General features: G+C 46.2%; 15 protein-coding genes. 7 read left to right on the top strand and 8 right to left on the bottom strand.

The window, feature by feature from the left end; genetic code table 11:
• Nucleotides 1-113 precede the first annotated feature (113 nt).
• Complete coding sequence (locus LFX25_RS11115; protein WP_238730297.1) at nucleotides 114-698, top strand: HEAT repeat domain-containing protein; 585 nt, start codon at nucleotides 114-116, stop codon at nucleotides 696-698.
• 480 nt (nucleotides 699-1,178) lie between these two features.
• Here the strand turns inward: LFX25_RS11115 and LFX25_RS11110 are convergent, their stop codons facing one another.
• A complete protein-coding gene (locus LFX25_RS11110; RefSeq protein WP_238730296.1) occupies nucleotides 1,179-2,615 on the bottom strand; it encodes an adenylate/guanylate cyclase domain-containing protein in 1,437 nt (478 codons plus the stop codon).
• Between LFX25_RS11110 and LFX25_RS11105 the strand changes: the two genes are divergently transcribed.
• Complete coding sequence (locus LFX25_RS11105; RefSeq protein WP_238731575.1) at nucleotides 2,511-3,305, top strand: oxidoreductase; 795 nt, start codon at nucleotides 2,511-2,513, stop codon at nucleotides 3,303-3,305. The two genes, LFX25_RS11110 and LFX25_RS11105, sit on opposite strands and share 105 nt — an antisense overlap.
• A 97-nt stretch (nucleotides 3,306-3,402) precedes the next feature.
• Here LFX25_RS11105 and LFX25_RS11100 read toward each other — a convergent pair whose 3' ends face one another.
• From LFX25_RS11100 to LFX25_RS11090, 3 genes are all read right to left on the bottom strand, one after another.
• Nucleotides 3,403-5,163 carry an acyl-CoA dehydrogenase family protein gene (locus tag LFX25_RS11100; protein WP_238730295.1) on the bottom strand — a complete coding sequence of 587 codons (1,761 nt, stop codon included), beginning with the start codon at nucleotides 5,161-5,163 and terminating at the stop codon, nucleotides 3,403-3,405.
• A gap of 448 nt (nucleotides 5,164-5,611) precedes the next feature.
• Nucleotides 5,612-6,430: a major surface lipoprotein LipL32 gene (gene lipL32 / locus LFX25_RS11095; protein ID WP_238730294.1), complete on the bottom strand. Its 819-nt coding sequence runs from the start codon at nucleotides 6,428-6,430 to the stop codon at nucleotides 5,612-5,614.
• A 223-nt stretch (nucleotides 6,431-6,653) separates the two neighbouring features.
• The gene (locus tag LFX25_RS11090) at nucleotides 6,654-7,052 is read right to left on the bottom strand and encodes a ParB N-terminal domain-containing protein (RefSeq protein ID WP_238730293.1); all 399 of its coding nucleotides are present in this window, start codon (nucleotides 7,050-7,052) and stop codon (nucleotides 6,654-6,656) included.
• Between the two features lie 188 nt (nucleotides 7,053-7,240).
• Between LFX25_RS11090 and metK the strand changes: the two genes are divergently transcribed.
• The 3 genes from metK to LFX25_RS11075 all read left to right on the top strand — a co-directional run bounded on the left by metK (nucleotide 7,241) and on the right by LFX25_RS11075 (nucleotide 9,817).
• Nucleotides 7,241-8,401 (top strand): methionine adenosyltransferase, encoded by a 1,161-nt coding sequence (gene metK / locus LFX25_RS11085; RefSeq protein ID WP_238730292.1) that lies wholly within the window; start codon nucleotides 7,241-7,243, stop codon nucleotides 8,399-8,401.
• 7 nt (nucleotides 8,402-8,408) lie between these two features.
• On the top strand, nucleotides 8,409-9,371 hold the full coding sequence (locus LFX25_RS11080) for a transketolase family protein (protein WP_238730291.1): 963 nt from the start codon (nucleotides 8,409-8,411) through the stop codon (nucleotides 9,369-9,371).
• Nucleotides 9,372-9,496: 125 nt separating this feature from the next.
• Nucleotides 9,497-9,817: an ATP-dependent Clp protease adaptor ClpS gene (locus LFX25_RS11075; RefSeq protein WP_238730290.1), complete on the top strand. Its 321-nt coding sequence runs from the start codon at nucleotides 9,497-9,499 to the stop codon at nucleotides 9,815-9,817.
• Between the two features lie 53 nt (nucleotides 9,818-9,870).
• On the opposite strand, the gene LFX25_RS11070 is transcribed toward LFX25_RS11075, so the two are convergent.
• Nucleotides 9,871-10,902: a zinc-dependent alcohol dehydrogenase gene (locus LFX25_RS11070; protein ID WP_238730289.1), complete on the bottom strand. Its 1,032-nt coding sequence runs from the start codon at nucleotides 10,900-10,902 to the stop codon at nucleotides 9,871-9,873.
• A gap of 167 nt (nucleotides 10,903-11,069) precedes the next feature.
• Nucleotides 11,070-11,852: a crotonase/enoyl-CoA hydratase family protein gene (locus tag LFX25_RS11065; protein ID WP_238730288.1), complete on the bottom strand. Its 783-nt coding sequence runs from the start codon at nucleotides 11,850-11,852 to the stop codon at nucleotides 11,070-11,072.
• 122 nt (nucleotides 11,853-11,974) lie between these two features.
• On the opposite strand from LFX25_RS11065, the gene LFX25_RS11060 reads away from it, so the two are divergent.
• Nucleotides 11,975-12,574 (top strand): TetR/AcrR family transcriptional regulator, encoded by a 600-nt coding sequence (locus tag LFX25_RS11060; RefSeq protein WP_238730287.1) that lies wholly within the window; start codon nucleotides 11,975-11,977, stop codon nucleotides 12,572-12,574.
• A gap of 583 nt (nucleotides 12,575-13,157) precedes the next feature.
• Here the strand turns inward: LFX25_RS11060 and LFX25_RS11055 are convergent.
• Together LFX25_RS11055 and lsa23 are read right to left on the bottom strand one after the other, a co-directional pair.
• On the bottom strand, nucleotides 13,158-14,336 hold the full coding sequence (locus LFX25_RS11055; protein ID WP_238730286.1) for a MaoC family dehydratase: 1,179 nt from the start codon (nucleotides 14,334-14,336) through the stop codon (nucleotides 13,158-13,160).
• 60 nt (nucleotides 14,337-14,396) lie between these two features.
• Nucleotides 14,397-15,041 (bottom strand): surface adhesion protein Lsa23, encoded by a 645-nt coding sequence (gene lsa23, locus LFX25_RS11050; protein ID WP_238730285.1) that lies wholly within the window; start codon nucleotides 15,039-15,041, stop codon nucleotides 14,397-14,399.
• Between the two features lie 86 nt (nucleotides 15,042-15,127).
• Between lsa23 and LFX25_RS11045 the strand changes: the two genes are divergently transcribed.
• Entirely contained in the window at nucleotides 15,128-17,083 is a 1,956-nt protein-coding gene (locus LFX25_RS11045; RefSeq protein ID WP_238731574.1) for a M3 family metallopeptidase, read from the top strand.

The following is a 17,083-nucleotide window of genomic DNA, read 5'->3' as shown; positions in this document are numbered from 1 at the left end:
ACTTCTCCTTTCGAAAGAATCGATTTTTTCCTCACATCCAGTTCGTATCTTTTGTATTCGTTTATTCTCTCGTATTAGAAGGGTTGGAACTTTTTGCGGCTAATTTTGACTGAATGACGATCGAAGAAAAATTCTTATTCACGTTTCCCTTTTTCGCGATTCTCGTTTTGTGCATCGTGATTTCGTGTCGGCTTTCCGTAAAAACGAAATCCGTCCTTTTTATCTTTTGGATTTTATTGGCTTCGGTTTGGTTTTGGCATCGACCTCAATATCTCCTCCATCGTTGGAAAACTGATTCTTTCGAAGATTCTAATGTTTCCATTCTTTCCTTCGGTTTAAGGGCGCATGCATACGCGTACGAGGAATTTCTCAGCGACATCGTATTTTACAGACCGATCTTACAGGAGGTTCTCCTCAATAATCCCGATCCAAAGATGAGAATTCGCGCAGCTCTTTTTCTCGGTTATTCAAAAAAAGAATCAGATCGACAAACGTTTTATCAAGCGCTGGAAGATCCGGAGTTCAGCGTAAGGCTCGCGGCTTCTTTAGGTTTGTTGCCGCAGGAGTATTCGAGATCCCCTGAGAGTTTTCTTGCATATAGTAAGTTTTGCCTTTTGATGAAACAAGTCGAAGATTGTAATCCTGATGAAAAGTTAATTCGAGAATTTGTGGATTTGAGTAAGGATCAAATTCGCTGATCGCTATCATCAATTTACCGAGAATACAAAGCCGGCTTTTCTAAACGCTTTCAGTAGCTTGAGAGCCGTCGTTTCGCTTTCGCCTAACTTGCTTCCTATGGGGCGTTTCTCATCTACGATGAGAATCACTCGCGACGCTTCGCTGCTCGTTGGCGGCTTCGCTCTCTATGAATCGCTCAGATTTCTCATCTACGATGAGAACCACTCACGACGCTCCGCTGCTCGTTGGCGGCTTCGCTCTCTATGAATCGCTCAGATTTCTCATCTACGATGAGAACCACTCACGACGCTCCGCTGCTCGTTGGCGGCTTCGCTCTCTATGAATCGCTCAGATTTCTCATCTACGATGAGAACCACTCACGACGCTCCGCTGCTCGTTGGCGGCTTCGCTCTCTATGAATCGCTCAGATTTCTCATCTACGATGAGAACCACTCACGACGCTCCGCTGCTCGTTGGCGGCTTCGCTCTCTATGAATCGCTCAGCCCCACATGACCTCATAGGTTTGGATTGGTTCTTCTTTGCCTTTGACCTTGACGCGGGGCATTCGTGTGAGAGTGTATTTGCCGCCTAACAGTTCCATGGTTTCTTTCGAGATGAGAAAGGACTTTTTCAAAACCTTGCAGAGCGATTCGATACGAGAAGCAGTGTTGACCGCGTCTCCGATCACAGAATATTCTCTGTGAAGATCGCTTCCGATGTTTCCCGCAAACACTTCTCCCGTATGAATCCCGATTCCGATCGTGATCGGCGTTTTGCCCTGCGACTTTCGAAACAGATTCCATTCGGCGAGACGTTTCTGCATGATAACTCCGCAGCCGACCGCGTTTCTTGCGTCGACTTCCGCGGAGGGCGAAGGGTGAGGAGTTCCGAACGTAGCCATCACCGCGTCGCCTATGTATTTGTCCAAGGTTCCGTTGTTTTCGAAAACGCATTCCATCATAATTTTACGAAATTCCGATAGAAGTTCTCCGAGTTCTTTCGGATCCATGTTCTCGGACATCGCGGTGAAATTTCGAATATCCAAAAAAAGAATACTTACGATCTGACGATTGCCGCTCTGAAGAGTTTCGGGATTTTCCATCATCTCGTTGACGATCTTCGGAGAAAAGTAACGGGACAGTTCCGTCTTTTGTCCTTCGGCGATTCCGATTCTCCTCACCATCGAAACCGTGCGGAATATCCCCATGGAAATCATCACCGCAAAACAAAAATACAAACCGGGTTTACCGGCGACGACGTCCTCCAAAAGAACTTCCGGTCCGCTGATATAACGGCCCCAGTCGTTCGTGTATGTCAGCTGATTGGTTGAAACCGCAATCCCAAGAATCGAAAAGTAGATCGCATAGAATAAAAACAACCCTAGGAACACGAAACGGATTCGAAATTGCAAAAGGGAATAGACGATCGGAAACAAAAAGAAGAGGTTTATGGAATTCTTCAGTGCGAAACCGAGATCCACATTTTTGGTTGTGAACGTGTAAAACAGAAGAACACCCAAGATCAAAAGGTATTCCGCAAACAGGGTGACGTAATTGAAAACGCTGACGATCGAATCGGGGCAAACTCGGATGATGACCGTGTGCGCGAGAGTCAGAACGAGATAGATGGAAAACGCGATAAGATTGGCCTCGCTGTCTCCGCTGTGAACGTTGACTACGATCTGAACCAGAAAAAAGAGCGCGATGAGATAACGGAAGTAATTCGTGATGATGATTCCGTTTCTTTCCTCCGTTTTGAGAACATCCAGAACGGAATCCGGCATGGACTTTCGGTCCAAAATTTGAAACGCTTTCTTGATCGATCGGAATAGATTCACAAAGTTCAGGATAGAAATTTCGGGATTCAAGATCAATTCTTTCCGGGAAAGGGAAGGACATTTGAAAAAAATTCTTTCATAAAAAACGGACCTCCGCATTCTTTTCGCAGTTCAGGAGAAGAACGAAACATGGCTCAAAAAGCGGCTTTGGTTGCAGGCGCGACCGGACTCATCGGAAGGTATCTTTTGGAAGAATTGAACGCTTCCGGCGAATATCAAAAAATTTACGCACTCGTACGTAAGCCCGGTTCCGTTCGCGGCGCGGAGGAAATCGTGGTCGACTACGACGCGTTAAACGCTTCTTCCTTTCCGAAAGGGATTACGGAAGTTTATTGCAGTTTGGGGACAACGATCTCCAAGGCCGGAAGTCAGGAGAATTTCAAAAAAGTGGATCACGAATACGTGATGCAGATCGCAAAACTCGCGAAAGAAAAAGGGGTTCGATCCTTTCTCGTCGTAAGCGCTTTGGGCGCCGACCGTAAGTCGTTCGTATTTTACAATCGGGTCAAGGGAGAAATGGAGAAAGATCTGGAAACGATCGGATTTCCGTTTCTCGGAATATTCAGACCTTCTCTTTTAGAAGGCGAACGGGAAGAAGCCAGACCGGGCGAAGTCGTCGGTCAATTTTTTGCAAAGATCATCAATCCGTTGTTACTCGGCGGAATTCGGAAATACAGATCGATTCACGGAAGAACGGTCGCCAGAGCGATGATCCTTATCGCGCAAAAAGATCCTTCCGGGATTCGTATTTTAGAATCGGATCGAATAGAGTCCGTGGGAGGAAATTGATTCGATTTTCCTTTCGAGTTCGTTTTTCGGAATCGAAAAACTCCCCGACGCCTACGCAAAACAAAGCGGCGAATTCGGAGAGTTTTTATGATAAGTCTTACGCGAACGTCAGTTGCGATTGACGGTTTTCGATCATGATCCGGTTGGAAAGAAGAATCGCCTTGGATTCCAAGTTGTATTCTTTTGCGAGCGCTTCTCGTTTTTCCTTCGCTTCTCCTTTGAGTCGGGAAGCGCCTCGTTCCAGTAACATTCCGATCAGAATTCTCGCGGTCGATTGAACCACTTCGAAAGCGACCTCGTCTCGAAGCGAAGAATTTTCGATCGCAGAATACGCTTCCACGATCTTTTCGAAAGCTTCTTTGTTTTCGTTTAACAATGAGGAACCCCCTCCGATTTTGGAGAATTCTTCCTCGAAGTATTGACGAAGATGTCCTTTTGCCGTCATGCCGGAAACGATTCCTCCGATCGCGGCGACAACCTGAAGCTGGGTCGTTCCTTCGTAGATGTTCGTGATTCGGACGTCTCTATAGATTCGGGAGATGTCGTAGTCGTATGTGAATCCGGCTCCCCCGTGGATCTGGAGACCGTCGTACGCGATCTTATTTGCAAGTTCCGTAATATAATATTTCGATAATGGAGTAAACAGGTTGGCCAGTTTTTCCCATTTTTTGACCGATTCGTCCTTGCGGATTTCCTTTTCGTCGACTCCGTGTTCCTTCATTCTTTCGGATTTCCAGTGATAGAGGTCGATGGAACGGGACGCTTCCAGCAATACCGCTCTCATTCCGGCGATTTCGCGGTCCATGGTAGTCAGCATCTTGCGAACCGCGGGTATGTTTTGGATCGTTTTGCCGAACTGTTCCCGTTCCGCAGCGTATTTTTTGGCTTCCATATAAGCGGCGGTCGCGATTCCCATCGCTTGAGCCGCGATCGAAAGACGGGCTCCGTTCATCATCGCCATGGAATAACGAACCAAGCCGTATCCTTCTTCACCGATCAGAATTCCGGGAGTGTTTTCGTACACGACCTCGCAAGTCGGTGAACAGTGAAGTCCCATCTTCTTTTCGATTCCGGCGATAAACACGTCCGAACTTTTCACTAAGAAGAAGGAAAGTCCTCTCGCTCCGCTCGTGGGCGCGCCCGTTCTTGCAAGTGTTAAGATGACCGCCGGAATTTCTCCGAAGCCGCATCCGTGTGTGATAAAACGTTTAGCGCCCGTTAGTCGCCAGACTCCGTTCGCGTCTTTGACCGCTTTGGTCTGCAGGTTCGGCAGATCCGATCCGTAGTTCGGTTCGGTCAATGCCATCGCGCCGAAGATTTCTCCGTTTGCCATTTTGGGAACGTATTCATCGATCATTTCCTTGGACCCGAATCGTTCAATCGTTTCTGCCAGGTTCAAACAACCCAACGTGATCGCAAAGGAACCGTCCGCTCTGGAAAAAAGTTCCATCATCATCGTTTGAACGGTTGCGGGGATTCCGAGCCCGCCGTGTTTTCTTCCGATGCTGTAAGGGAGAATTCCGGCGTCTTTGACTTGGTTGACTCCTTTGATCATCGATTCGGGAAACGTGACTTTTCCGGCGGAATACTTCAATCCTTCTACGTCCATATCCTTGGCGAGGGGAGCGATTTGTTTTCCGGCGATGTCGCCTCCCGATTCTAAAATAGATTTATAATATTCTAATGCGTCTTCATAGGAGCCGGGCGCCATCGCAAGGGAGTCCTTACCGCTCTTTTGATATTCCTTATGATCTTCGAAATCGCCTTCGAAACCGTCGATGATCTCTTTCCAATCCACGATCGATTGGAAGTTTTCCTGCAGGTCTTGGTTTTCTAAAAAATAGTTATTCTCGATCATTTCAATTCCTTTGTGAACTTCTGTTCAGCTTTGTATTCGATTCTTTACCACTCCAAGATCGCGTTTCTCGATTGAAAACCGAAAATTCTTCGTATCGAACGCCGTTTGGAGCGGAGAATCGCTACTATTGTAACTCACGATAACCTGTCTTTGCAAGTAGAATCGATCGGGATGACGTTTCGATTTTGCAAAAGGACGGGGGTACATCTTGGAAAATAATTCGGATTCTCCTTTGGGAACAAAAAGAAGGATGGGACTGAATCGGGATGCGTCTTTACGATAAAAGGGAAGATAGGAAAATTCAAAATCGTTCCGAAAAAAGAACAAAATGGAGATCAGATTCAAACGAAATTATTTCTAAAAAAGCGGGCGCCGTGAAACAGGAAATAAAAAAGCCACCTTTCGGTGGCTTTCACCTTATAGAAACTGTTTAAGCTCTAAGTAAAAATTACTTAGTTGCGTCAGCTGCTGCTTTTTTCAAAGACTCTTCAGCTGCTACTGCTTGTTTTTGCAGTTCATCAGGATTTGAGTGAATCAGAGGGCTCACACCTGGAATACCTGGTGGGAAGAGCAGACCTACTGATGCAACGAAAGACCCTTTCACTTCACCTGGTTTGTAGGTAGTGAAAGCGATTCTGTAAAGACCTCTTACTAAAAGTTTTTTAGTATCGATGTTTTTCAGTTCGTCAAAAGATTTCGGAGGATTAGGGATGGTGATTCTTGTAAGAGAGTTGTACTTTGCGTGTCTCTCTTCTTTGTAAGTATCGTCCCCGTCATCATCGTCATCGAGCTTTTGAAGTGGTTTTCCTTTCGCAGCTTTTGCAATTTGGTCTGGCATAATAGCGGACATTCTTTCAACGCGAATCCAAGTATCGAACCAATTTGGCATTGATTTTTCTTCTGGAGTTGCAGCTTTGAAAGCGTCACTTACTAGGTCTCCGTCGCCTGGCTCACCGATTTCGCCTGTTGGGGAAATCATACGAACTCCCATTTCAGCGATAACAGCAGGTACCCAAACGTAGAGATAGTATGCTTTTTTGCTTCCATCGACTAAACCGTCCGGCGCTTGTCCTGGCTTGATGTATCCATAGTAATGGATTACAGTCCCGTATGGAAGTAACGTTTTTACAGTTTCGTTTGTTCCTGGGATTGTGCTCTCGCTCAGTACAAAAGAGCTTTTAAGGCTTGGCAGACCACCGAACGCACCACAAGCGGTAATGCTTGCAAAGAGTGCAACGGAGACAGCCAAAATCGAAAGTTTTTTCATAGACTCTCCTTAGTTAGGAAGATCACGGTATGAACTCGTGAACTTTTTGTAAATCAATATTGGATAATTTTTTGCCTGAAAGTTCATGATTTAAGTTCTAACTGATAAAAACGGAAGGTCGGAAACAGGGAAGAAATCTTGCTTACCCGGGAATGAAATCCCCGCAGATTTTAACATGAGAAATTTTGAAAGAAGATGGAATTCGTTCTTTCGGCCTGAATTCTTACTTTTTCTGAAAAAACCGTTTTAACCAGTCCCAAAGATCCAAAATCCAAGCAAAGATTCTCCCAAAGATGGTTGTGTATGAATATCTTTTTAGGAGTTCTTGAACGCGTTCCTGTTCCTCGGAAGTAAATTCTAAACGAATATTGTTTTCTTCCGCCTCCATCTGAACTCTTTCTTTTTTATTCCGAATATCCACGATTCGAACATCCACGTATTCCCAACCGAGAATTTTTACGCTTTCGAGTCTTCTTTCTCCGGAGATCAAGGTGTTGTCTAGATCGATCAAGATAGGATGAAGAAGTCCCAGCTTTTGGATGGATTCTTTGAGAGGGCGAAGGTCCCCGAGATCTTTGCGGATGCGATTCTTAACTTTGATGTCCGAAACTCGAATTTTCATTGTTTCTCAAAAATATTCCGGGTGCCTGTGCTTCAATTCAATTCTGACTTAGGTTGCTCAATTTGTTCTAGAATGCGGAAGGAACATAGTTTGGATCTTCTTGACACTGAAGGAATCCGCAGGTTTTTGGGATCAGAGCGGGGTTCCTCCGGACTTTCCCGTCAATTTTCACCCATCAGGAAGAACAAATGTCTTTAAAAGATTTTATTTTTACTTCGGAATCGGTAGGCGAAGGCCACCCTGACAAGGTCTGCGACCAAATTTCCGATGCGGTTCTGGACGCCTATCTGGAACAGGATCCAAAATCTCGAGTCGCTTGCGAGACCTTAGTAACCACAAACTTGGTCGTGATCGCAGGTGAAATCACAAGCAAGGGGAAAGTAGACGCTCAGGAAATCGCAAGAAACGTAATTCGTGATATCGGTTATAACGATATTACCATGGGTTTCGACGCGGACTTTGCGGTTGTTTCCGCTCACGTGCACGCGCAAAGCCCGGACATCTCTCAAGGGGTGACCGAGGGGGAAGGTCTTTTTAAAGAGCAAGGAGCGGGGGATCAAGGTTTGATGTTCGGTTTCGCGATCAATGAAACTCCGGAACTCATGCCGATGCCGATTTACTATTCTCACGAATTGGTGAAACACTTAGCGGGTCTTAGACATGGAAACAAACTGAAATTCTTAAGACCGGATGCGAAGTCCCAAGTAACCGTCGAATACAAGGACGGAAAACCGGTTCGTATCGACACAGTGGTGATTTCCACACAACATTCTCCGGATGTAACTCATAAACAAATCGAAGAAGCTCTCATCGAAGAATGTATCAAAAAGGTCATTCCCGCAAATCTTCTCGTAAATACGAAATATTTTATCAACCCGACCGGCCAGTTCATCGTCGGTGGTCCGCACGGTGACGCGGGTCTTACCGGAAGAAAGATCATCGTAGATACGTACGGCGGTTACGGAAGACACGGAGGCGGAGCCTTCTCCGGTAAGGATCCTTCCAAAGTGGACCGTTCCGCGGCGTATATGGGACGTTATATCGCGAAGAACGTCGTAGCTTCGGGTCTTGCGGATAAGTGCGAAGTGCAGCTTGCTTATGCGATCGGTGTTGCGGAACCGGTTTCCGTTCACGTAGACACGTTCGGAACCGGAAAAATTTCCGAAGACGAATTGGTAAAAAGAATCCGCGCGAACTTCAAATTGACTCCGAGAGGAATCATCGAATCTCTCAAACTTCTTGAAAAAGGAAGAAAATACAGAGAAACCGCTTCTTACGGTCACTTCGGAAGAAAAGGTTCCACATTCACTTGGGAAGAAACCGACAAAGCTGCGGCATTAAAGGGATAAGAAGAAAATGGGAGCTCCAAGCACATCGACTGCGACTGAAAAAGCGACTCGCGACGGATACGGGGACGCACTGCATGAACTGGGAGCTTCCCGTCAGGACGTAGTCGTCCTGGACGCTGATCTTTCCGGCTCCACAAAAACCAACAAGTTCGCCAAGGCTTTCCCCGATCGTTTTTTCAACGTGGGTGTCGCCGAACAGAACTTAGTCGGTCACGCGGCCGGTTTGGCATTGTCCGGATTGGTTCCGTTCGCTTCTTCCTTTGCGATGTTTCTTTCGGGAAGAGCTTGGGAAGTGGTTCGGAACAGCGTGGTTTATCCGTTTTTAAACGTGAAACTTGTCGCTTCTCACGGCGGCGTTACCGTCGGAGAGGACGGAGCTTCCCACCAGTGTATCGAAGATTTTGCGATCATGAGGGCTATCCCCGAGATGACAGTGATCTGTCCTTCGGATTACAACGAATGCAAACAAATCATTCATGCGATTGCGGATTATAAGGGTCCGGTTTACGTTCGTGTAGGCCGTCCGAACGTTCCCGTGATCGAACGTGAAAATTATAAATTTCAGATCGGAAAAGCCGAAGTGATGAGAGAGGGAAAAGACGTTCTCCTCATCGCGAACGGGGTTTTGGTCAATGAGGCGATGAAAGCCGTGGAAGAATTGGCAAAAGAAGGAATCGGTGCGACTCTTCTGAATATGGCGACAATCAAGCCGATCGACAAGGACGCGATTTTAAAATACGCAAAAGAATGCGGGGCCGTGGTTACCTGTGAAGAACATAACGTTCTCGGCGGATTGGGTTCCGCGGTAAGCGAATTTCTTTCCGAAGAATATCCGGTTCACGTTTTGAAAGTGGGAATGAAGGATCAGTTCGGAAAGTCCGGAACTTGGAAGGAGCTTTTGGACTACTTCGGACTTCGTTCCAAAAACATCGTCGAAACCGCGAAAAAGGCGATCGCTCTCAAAAAATAAGATCGGATGACTTGACTTAAACGGATTTTCGCTTACTCTTTTTTCTTTTTAAAGGAAGAACGAAACAGCGGAAGAGTTTTCCGAAAGAATCCTTTGACTCAAATTTTCCCGGGTTGATTAGCGAGATGGCGGGCACACAAACTCCTGACTTAAATGAAATTACCGAGGAGTCCACGAAATCGACCGGGGGACCTTGGAGAGTGGTTCTTTGGGACGATAACGAACATACCTACGAATACGTCATCGAGATGCTGGTGGAAATCTGCACGATGACGGTCGAAAAAGCTTTTTTACACGCGGTCCAAGTCGATCAGGAAAAACGCACCGTAGTTTTTTCGGGAGAATTCGAACACGCGGAACACGTTCAAGAAAGAATCCTGACTTATGGCGCCGACCCGAGAATGTCAAATTCAAAGGGTTCCATGAGCGCCACGCTCGAAAAGTGAGAAGAATGTAGGAATTCCAACATTTTCAAAAAAACACTCTCCCTCAAACGAATTCAGGAATCCATTTTCACAACGAGCTTGATCGCGGGTTCGAGCCAAGCTTCCACCGCGTCGTCAAAGGAGCAGGTTTTGGTCACGATCTTTTCGGGTTCTATCTTCTTTTCCACGATCTTGTTCAAAATCTGCGGGATATGTTCTCTCGAATCCACCCGTCCGATCTTCAAGGTCGCACCCGTATTATATAAATCTAAATAAGGAATTTCTAATTTATTCGTCCAGAATATCGACGCCGAACCGTAAATCCCTTCCGTGGAAAGGGACTTTAAGGAAAAGTCCATTCCTTCTTTCAGTCCGTGACAATCCGCGATCAACGGGAATTTTTTCTCCCAGACCTTGGGAAGAGTCGAATAAGAAACCGCGGTCGCCCCCAGATTCTCCGCAATTTTGAGCCTTTCCTGGTCGTTGTCCAAATATAAAACTTCGGATGCGCCCATGCCGACCGCGAGCGAAGCCGAATACAAACCGATGCTTGAAGCCAAGCCGCCCAAAATCATCACGGGAGAATTCGGTTTTTTCTCAAGCCACTGTCCCACGAGTTTCCAAGCTTCGACGATATTGTCGCTGATCGAAGCCAGAGCGATCGCGTCCATATTCGAAGGCATAGGGATTAACATCTGTTTGGCGAATGGAATCCAAATTCTTTCGGATAAAGCTCCTCCGAATTCTTTTGCGGATGGTCCCATTCCGTAGTGGCTCGCATAGGGGATGGAAGTGCAGGCCTTGGAACGTCCGCCTGTACAGTCCGGACAAAGTCCGCAAGAAATCTGAAACGGAATGATTACCTTGGTTCCTTTCGGATATTCGTCCGCGATTTCGGGACTGGTTTCTTCGATCGTTCCCACAAATTCGTGTCCGATCGGAATCCCCGGTCGAAATAACGTGTAACCGTTTACGATGGGAAGATCCAGATCGCAGCGCGAAACCGCGATCGGTTTTACGATCGCTTGATTTTCGCCTTGAATCTTAGGTTCGGGAACGTTTTCCCATTCTAATACATGCTTCTTTTTGAATACGATTCGTTTCATAATTCACCTTGTCTCCGATCTAAAAATTAAAATATTTTGCAAAAAATGCGGCCTGCAGCAGTTCGTCTAAAATTCTAACTTACTTTTTTCGAATATTCGATTTGCGAGATAAACTTGGAAACAATCCGAAACTTTGGTCTTCGTTCCGATTTCGCCTCAAAGTCCGTTCACTTTCCTTGAAAAACCGCGCTTCTTTTTTCCACGAACGAAGCGAGTCCTTCCTCTGCGTCCTGCGTATCCATCAATTCCAAAAGCTGCGGAAAAAGATTTTCGGCCGCCTTGGATTCTCCGTATAAAACGGATTCGAGGGAAGATTTTAAGGTCGCATAGACTCCGAGCGGCGCTTGCGCCGCGATTTTTTCGGCGAGTAGAATTCCTCTTTCGATGAGATCGCTTTTTTCTACGACTTCCTGAACGAGTCCGATCCGAAGCGCTTCTTCCGCCTCAAACGGTTCTCCGGTAAGAATGTATTTCATTGCGTTTCCCCAACCGCATTGCGCGGGCCAGCGCATCGTTCCTCCTCCGAACGGGAAGATTCCCCTTTGCACCTCGACTTGACCGAATAACGTGCGTTTGGCGGCGATGCGGATGTCGCTTGCTAGCATCAATTCGATTCCGAGAGTGATGCACATTCCGTGTACTGCCACTACGACCGGTTTCGTTTTTGTTTTACCGGTGGTCCCCCAGGGATTGACGCTTTCGGGGGGAAGAGGGAAACGCCTTTGTTTTTTTAAAAATTCCGCGACATTCTTTAAGTCGAGACCGAGCGTGAAATGTTTTCCGTTTGCGTAAACCAAACCGACTCGGATTTCGGGGTCCGCTTCCAATTGGTCGTAGGCGCGACTCAGAGCGTAGAGCATATCCACGTTGAACGCGTTTCGTTCCTCGGGTCGGTTGATGATGATGTGAAGAATGTGTCCTCTTTTTTCGGTGAGAATCGGCTCGGACATGTAAATCTCCTTGATAGACCGCGCAGTCTATTCTGAAAAAGTCGAATATAGACTATTTAGTCTATCATTTTTTTCGGTTTTTGTTGAACTTTTTTCGGGGGTTGTTATTCTGATTCTTTAGAATGGCTTCGAATCTCGATAAACAGAGCAATCCATACGATCGTTTGATGACCTCCGCGCTCGATCTTTTTTATCACCGCGGATATTCGGGGACTTCCACCAATCAGCTGATCGCCGATTCCGGAACTCACAAGGCCAGCTTTTATCGTTATTTTCAATCCAAAGAAGAGATCGCTCTCGAATATCTAAAGCTGCAAGGGGAGAATTTCGAGAACGGTCTGCAAAGAATGATGGATCGCGCGGAAACTTGGGAAGAATTCGTGCACACTTGGAATTCTCTATTGCTGAAACAGGTGAAGAGCGGTAAGTTTATCGGATGTCCCATCGCGCGTTTTTTAAACAGCGTCGAGGAAAAGAATGAGGACTTTGAACTCGTGGCAGAAAAAATTCTGCACGGCTGGATTCAAATTTTCGAATCCTATTTTGAATCCGAAAAGAAAAAAGGAAATCTGGATTCTTCTTTGGATTGTCACGCTGCGGCAAAAAAGATTCTCAAGCTGTTTCAAGGGAGTTCCCAGCTTTTTCGAATTACAGGAAAAACCGAATATCTTCAGGAATTGAAAGGAGAGATGCAAGAGGTATTGGGAGGGAAGAAAAAGTAGGAAGGAGTTCCAACAAAAAGCCGTCTCGCATTCGATTTTGACGATCAATTCTGAAATTGTCTCTTTTCGGGAAATTTCTCTTGTTTGTATGAGTTCCCACAATTTCGGAATTTAGGGAGAATTCCTCGAATTTTCTTTTTTTTTAGAAATCGTTTGTCGGAACAACGGAAAGTTTCTTTCCTGCAATTCAACGCTCGAATTGCGGACAACGTCTTAGAGATCCGAATTCAATGGGAAAACATTGATTTTGATTCTTCCTGAAATCCTCCACTATATCAGAATGTGGGAACTCAAACAAAAACTGAATCGGGATACAATCTGTGGAAAAGCTCGTTCGTTCTCCAAGGGACAAAATCTGTGGGAACTCCATCGTTTACTCCAAACTACGGTAGATTCGAAGTCGGGAACGGGAAATACACGGTGATCATTTCGATTTTCGTTTCAATTTAGAAAGATCAAACCGGAAAATCGAAGTTCTCGATTCGGAATGTAGAATGAACTTGGGGAGTTTGCCGAATCGCACGGCGCCGGTAAGAACGTTTTCTCGCGCCCCGAGAGGAACGAGAGAAAACGCTCGAGGGGATTAACCTTTTTTCTTAACGAGAATCTTTCTTTCGATTTCGAAGATCTTTTCGGGAAGTTTTTCCTTTCCTAGTTTCTTTTTATCGTTTTCCTTTAAAAACAGATCTTCGCCGAACTTTTCGAACGCGTCGTTCGCCTTGATGTTTTTCAAGCCGATGATCTGCAGATGAACCGCACCCGCCGGAATTCCGAAGTCGTTTCCGCGGTCTTCTACGGAAAGAACTCTCGTGATCGCGGTCACGGTGTCCCCGCTGAAAGAAGGTTGCGTGTGATATCCTTCGGTGAATCCGAGATCCCAGATCATGTTTTCCGTAATGTCTCTGGATGCCATTCCGCATAACCATGCGAAGACGAGTCCTCCGTAAACCACGGGTTCGCCTCCCATCGGTCCGGAAATTCCCGCGGAGTAAAGTTTATCGTAGTGAAGCGGGTGCGTGTTTCCGACTCTGTAGGTCCAAGGAAAATGTTCGTCTGTGATCGTTCTTCCGTTTTGGTGGATGTAGATCTGACCTGCTTTGAAATTTTCGAAATACGTATCGGACCAAGTCGAGGACTTAAACTCGGTGGGAAATTTCAACGCGGGAAGTTCGATCACGGGCGCGTCCGTTTCCGGAAAGAACGCGTCTTTGATCACCGGTTTAGGACTTCCTTTCGGTTTTCCGTTGGATTGATAGATCATGATCTTTCTTTCATATTGAAGAACCAATTCTTTCTTTTGGTTTAAGCAGATCGTACGAACGCTCACGATTCCCGGTTTGTCCGGTCCTTTGTCGTCCACTTTGAGAATTTTGGTTTTCGCGGAAAGAGTGTCTCCGGGATAAACGGGCTTTAAAAATTGAACGTTGTAGTAACCGAGATTTGCGAGCGCTTTTTCGGAATCGTTCTGAACTCCGAGAGAAAGTGCGATGTTAAAAACTTGAAGAGAGGAAACCAACATGTCCTGAAAGCCGTGCGCTTGCGCGTAGGCGGCGGATAAGAAAAGAGGATTCGCATCCATAAAGGTGGTTGCGAATTCTTGTGCGAAAGCTCGATCGATCGTGATCTCCCTCGGGTGTTCGAAAATTTCACCTTCGGTGAATTCTTCCAGATATCTTCCGTAAATATTGCGTTTTACTTGATCCTTGGATACTGCAGTGCTCGGAGCCAGCTCCGCAAAAGGTTTGTTTGGAACTTTTGTCATGACTAAAGGCCTCTTGATCTTTTTTTTTCCAGTGTTTTGTCTGCGATTCAAGGGAAAAGTTTATTTTCCCTGATAAAACGCATCCAATTCGTCCCTGCTTCCCGTTCTGAGTTCGATTCCCTGAAGTTTTTTCTTGGCGAGTTCCGGGTTTTGATCCTTTTCCGAAAACATGTGATTCCATGTGTTGATGAATAAAACCGGCTTTCCTTCTTCCTTCTTAAGCTGATCGGCTTTTAAAACGGAGTCGAAGTGTTGCACCGGATCTTCGTTGAATCTCTGATCGCCCGAGTAGACGTTCTTTAAATGAACCGTGGACAATTCTCCCGTTTTTGAAAATTGAAGACGGAAACTTTCTATGTCCTTGTTTCTTCCGTATTTGAATCCGCGGTAGATTCGATAAACGACATCCTTCCATTTCGACGGATGTCGTTCGTCCTCAAAGACGAGACTGAGTTCGATCCGTTTTCCGGAAGGCGTTTCCCTTTGGTTGCAATAAACGACTTCCAACCGGTTGCCGTCTTCTATGTCGTGCGCGGGTTGTATCAAAAGAGGGATTTCTTTTTCGGAGCATTCCAAGTTGGGGGAGAATGTCGGCAATTCGTTTTTGGGACCGGAACAAGCCGTTGCCGTTAACAATGTAAATGCGGCGAACCACGCGAAAGGGAGAATGGTAAATCGGAATCGTATCGGGTCGGAATGGAACATAGATTCGTGTTTTAAAACTCTGCGACGGAGAGTCAAACCGGAAAAAGTGGATGAACTTTCGCAAGGGGAAAACGAGATTGACTTTGATGTTGCCAGAATTCAAAGCGGACGCACCCGAACGCACTAAAAACGAAATCTTAGAAAAAATCAAAACGATCCGGGAACAACTTCCGATTCTTCTTTCAAAACAAGATAGAACGTACGATCACGTCATCCGTCCTTTGAACGACCTAGTGCAGGAAATGCAGATCGAATTTACCGTTCTTTCGCATTTGAACAGCGTAAAGAATTCCAAGGAAATCCAGGCGCTTTATACGGAAGTGCTACCGGAAATCACCGCGTTTTATTCCGATCTCGGTCAAAACGAGGAACTCAATCGCGCCTATCAGGAAATTCTAAAGAAGGAAGAGGCGACTCTCGGCGGACCTAGAAAAAAAGTACTTCAAGATTCCATCATACAGTTTAAGCTCAGCGGGATCGGTCTCGAACCGGAAATCAAAAAAAGAATCCAGGAAATTCAAATCTCTCTTTCCGACCTGGACAATCAATTCTCGCAAAACCTTTTGGACGCGACCAACGCGTTTGAACTGATTATCGACCGCAAAGAGGACGTGGAAGGAATTCCGGAGTCCGATCTGAATGCGGCCAAAACGGAGAACGGCAAATGGCGTTTTACTCTTCAGATGCCGAGTTACATCGCGTATATGACGCACGGTCCGAATCGTTCCATTCGGGAATCCTTATATAAGGCTTATACGACCAAGGCCCCTCAAAACGGAATTCTGATCGAAAAGATTTTGGCTCTTCGAAGCGAACTTGCAAAACTGTTAGGATACTCCAATTACGTGGAATTGTCTCTCGCGACCAAGGTGGCCGATTCGGGAATTACGGTTCTGAAATTCCTGCGCGACTTGGCCAAACAAGCCAAACCGATCGCCGAACAGGAATTTGCCGATCTTTCCAATTTCGCAAAGACGTTGGGAATCGATTCTTTACAAGCCTATGACACCGCCTTTGTCAGCGAAAAACTGATGAAGGCCCGTTTCGATTTCGACGAGGAACAAACACGTCCGTATTTCGAGAAGGAAAAAGTCGTTTCGGGAACATTCCAATTTTTGAATCAACTTTTGGGTTTGGAATTCCGCAAAACATCCGCGCTGGTCTGGGAAGATAAGGTGCAGGTGTTCGATTTATACAAAAACGGAAAACTTCTTTCCCGTTTGTATTTGGATCTCGAAGCGCGCAAGGACAAACAGGGCGGGGCTTGGATGCACAACTGGTATTCCAGAAATCGGATCGACGGCCGCGAGATTCTTCCCGCCGCGTTCGTGGTCTGCAACTTTCCGGTTTCCACGGCGACTTCTCCTTCTCTTTTGAAACACAGCGACGTTGTCACGTTTTTTCACGAGATGGGTCACGCGTTGCATCATCTCTGCACTAAAATCGAAGAACCTCCGGTCAGCGGAATCAACGGAGTCGAATGGGACGCGGTGGAATTTCCTTCGCAGTTTTTGGAGAACTTCGCTTTCGAACCGAGCGTTCTGAAAATATTCGGCAAACAGTATCAAACAGGAGAAACGATTCCCGATTCGATGATCGCAAAGCTCAAGGAAACGAAGAATTTTCTTTCCGCGATGGGAATCGTACGGCAACTCGAATTTTCCCTCTTCGACATTCTCATTCACGAAAAAAGTCATACAGAAGAGGAAGTTCATTCCATTCTTCAGAACGTCCGCAAGGAAGTGAGCGTCGTGATTCCTCCGGAATACAACCGGTTTCAAAACGGATTCTCCCATATCTTTTCGGGAGGATACGCCGCGGGATATTACAGTTACAAATGGGCCGAAGTAATGAGTGCGGACGCATTCTTCGCATTCGTCGACAAAGGCGTGTTCGACGCCTCGCTGAGCGACGCATACTTTACCGAAATTTTAGAGAAGGGCGGAAGCGAAAACGCGATGGTTCTTTTCAAACGGTTCTTAGGAAGAGACCCCGAAGTCGGGTCCCTTCTCAAATTGTACGGATTGAAAAACGCGGCTTAG

This window comes from Leptospira sanjuanensis (assembly GCF_022267325.1).
Classification (GTDB): domain Bacteria; phylum Spirochaetota; class Leptospiria; order Leptospirales; family Leptospiraceae; genus Leptospira; species Leptospira sanjuanensis.
This window is presented reverse-complemented; position numbering and strand designations above follow the sequence as displayed.